This window comes from Hydrogenophaga sp. (assembly GCF_030158645.1).
In the GTDB taxonomy this organism is placed as follows: Bacteria; Pseudomonadota; Gammaproteobacteria; order Burkholderiales; family Burkholderiaceae_C; genus Hydrogenophaga.
The window spans coordinates 1-3161 of record NZ_JAOASO010000039.1 but is presented as its reverse complement, the minus strand read 5'-3'; the positions used below and the strand labels follow the sequence as shown (position 1 = coordinate 3161).

The 3161-nt window shown below is 65.4% G+C and carries 2 protein-coding genes; both read right to left on the bottom strand.

The genetic code is table 11. The features are described 5' to 3' along the window. Window positions 1-455 (bottom strand): transcription elongation factor GreA (gene greA / locus Q1W68_RS04260; protein WP_300715676.1); only part of this gene is annotated, 455 nt, incomplete at its 3' end. 142 nt (window positions 456-597) lie between these two features. Further along, the coding region (gene carB / locus Q1W68_RS04255; protein ID WP_300715674.1) for a carbamoyl-phosphate synthase large subunit at window positions 598-3161 on the bottom strand (2564 nt) is incomplete at its 5' end.

Sequence of the window (3161 nt, the reverse complement as noted above, 5' to 3'; positions counted from 1 at the left end):
ATTTCAAAGCGCTTGGTGCCGCCCGGCGCTTGTACTTCGGCCACGTCGCCTTCTTCCTTGCCGATCAGTGCGCGTGCGATCGGGCTGCCGATGTTCACCAAGCCCAGCTTGAGATCGGCTTCGTCTTCACCCACGATCTGGTAGGTGACGGCGGCGCCACTGGCTTCGTCTTCCAGCTCCACCGTGGCGCCAAACACCACCTTGCCACCCGCGTCCACTGCGGTCGGGTCGATGATCTGCGCAGCCGACAGCTTGCCCTCGATCTCGGCGATGCGGCCTTCGATGAAACCCTGGCGGTCCTTGGCGGCGTCGTACTCGGCGTTCTCACTCAGGTCGCCTTGTGCACGGGCTTCGGCGATCGCGTTGATCACCCAGGGGCGGTCCACGGTCTTGAGACGGTGAAGCTCTTCCTTGAGCTTTTCAGCGCCGCGTTTGGTGATGGGCAGGGTGGCCATGGGGTACTCCGGAAATCGTGTGGCAGCCGCCCGAGCGTCTGCGTCAATACAAAAGGAAACCGCCGAGCGTTGCCGGTCGGCGGTGTACTGGAATTGATTATGCCCCGGTCGAGCCCGTGGGCTCAACCGGGATGAACCCGGATCAAGCGGCGAGCTGAGCGTGCATCTCCTGCACCGAGATCACACCCAGGCTGTCCAGGTACTGCATGCCCTCCACGGCAGCCTCCGCCCCAGCGATGGTGGTGAAGGTGGTCACCCGGGCCAGCAGGGCCGAGGTGCGGATCGCGCGCGAATCGGCGATGGCGTTGCGGCGCTCCTCCACCGTGTTGACCACCAGCGCGATGTCGCCGTTCTTGATCATGTCGACGATGTGCGGGCGTCCTTCCGTGACCTTGTTGACCGTCTGCACGGCCACGCCGGCGGCGCTGATGGCCGCTGCCGTGCCGCGCGTGGCGACCAGCTCGAAACCCATGGCCACCAGCTGACGCGCAATCTCCACCGCGCGCGGCTTGTCGCTGTTCTTCACCGTGAGGAAGACCTTGCCGGCGGTCGGCAGCTTGGTGCCGGCGCCCAGCTGGCTCTTGACGAAGGCCTCGCCAAAGGTCTTGCCCACGCCCATGACTTCGCCGGTGGACTTCATCTCGGGGCCGAGGATGGTGTCCACACCCGGGAACTTCACGAACGGGAACACAGCCTCTTTGACGCTGAAGTACGGCGGTGTCACCTCGGCGCCGATGCCCTGATCGTCCAGCGACTGGCCGGCCATGCAGCGCGCCGCCACCTTGGCCAGCTGGATGCCGGTGGCCTTGGACACGAAGGGCACGGTGCGCGAGGCACGCGGGTTGACCTCCAGCACGTAAATCACGTCCTGGCCGTCCACTTCCTGGATGGCGAACTGCACGTTCATCAGGCCGATGACGTTGAGGCCTTCGGCCATGGCCGCGGTCTGGCGTTTGAGCTCGTCCACGGTGGTCTTGCTCAGGTAGTACGGGGGCAGCGAGCAAGCGGAGTCACCGCTGTGCACGCCGGCCTGTTCGATGTGCTCCATCACGCCGCCGATGAACACGCGTCCGGTGTGGTCACGGATCGCATCCACATCGCATTCGATCGCGTCGTTCAGGAAGCGGTCCAGCAGCACCGGCGAGTCGTGGCTCACCTTGACCGCTTCGCGCATGTAGCGCTCCAGGTCGCGCTGCTCGTGCACGATTTCCATCGCGCGGCCACCCAGCACATAGCTGGGGCGCACCACCAGCGGATAACCCAGTGCAGCCGCCTTTTCCAGCGCTTCGGGCTCGGCGCGTGCGGTGGCGTTGGGTGGCTGACGCAGACCCAGGGTGTGCAGCAGTTGCTGGAAACGCTCGCGGTCTTCGGCGGCGTCGATCATGTCGGGGCTGGTGCCGATGATGGGCACGCCCGCGGCTTCGAGGCCCAGCGCGAGCTTCAACGGCGTCTGACCGCCGTATTGCACGATCACGCCGAGCGGCTTTTCCTTGTCCACGATTTCCAGCACGTCTTCGAGCGTGAGCGGCTCGAAGTACAGGCGGTCCGAGGTGTCGTAGTCGGTCGACACGGTCTCGGGGTTGCAGTTGACCATGATGGTCTCGTAGCCGTCCTCGCGCATCGCCAGCGCGGCGTGCACGCAGCAGTAGTCGAACTCGATGCCCTGGCCGATGCGGTTCGGCCCGCCGCCGAGCACCATGATCTTCTTGCGGTCGGTCGGCTCGGCCTCGCACTCTTCGTCGTAGGTCGAGTACAGGTACGCCGTCTGCGTCGAGAACTCGGCCGCGCAGGTGTCGACGCGCTTGAACACCGGGCGCACGCCGGCAGCCCAGCGCGCTTCGCGCACCAGATGCTGATTCGTGCCCAACAGTTTCGCCAGGCGGCGATCGGAGAACCCTTTCTGCTTCAGGTAGCGCAACTCATCGGCCGACAGACCGGCCAGGTCACGGCCCGTCAGCGCCTGCTCGGTCTGGATCAACTGCTCGATCTGCGCGAGGAACCACGGGTCGATCGCGGTTTCCTCGAACACCTCTTGCAGGCTCATGCCGATGCGGAACGCGTCGCCGACGTAGAGGATGCGCTCCGGTCCGGCCTCGCCGATCTCCTCGATGATCTCGTCGCGGTCGGTGCTTCGTTCGCTCAAGCCATCGATGCCGGTTTCCAGTCCGCGCAGCGCCTTCTGGAAGCTTTCCTGGAAGGTGCGGCCCATCGCCATCACCTCGCCCACCGACTTCATCTGCGTCGTCAGGTGCGGATCGGCGGCCGGGAACTTCTCGAACGCGAAACGCGGGATCTTGGTGACCACGTAGTCGATCGACGGCTCGAACGACGCCGGCGTGGCGCCGCCGGTGATCTCGTTGCGCAGCTCGTCCAGCGTGTAGCCGATGGCCAGCTTGGCCGCGACCTTGGCGATGGGGAAACCCGTGGCCTTGGAGGCCAGTGCGGATGAGCGCGAGACGCGCGGATTCATCTCGATCACCACCATGCGGCCGTCAGCGGGATTGATGGAGAACTGCACGTTGGAGCCGCCGGTGTCCACACCGATCTCGCGCAGCACGGCCAGCGAGGCGTTGCGCAGGATCTGGTACTCCTTGTCGGTCAGGGTCTGGGCCGGTGCCACGGTGATGGAGTCACCGGTGTGCACACCCATGGGGTCCAGGTTCTCGATCGAGCAGACGATGATGCAGTTGTCCGCCTTGTCGCGCA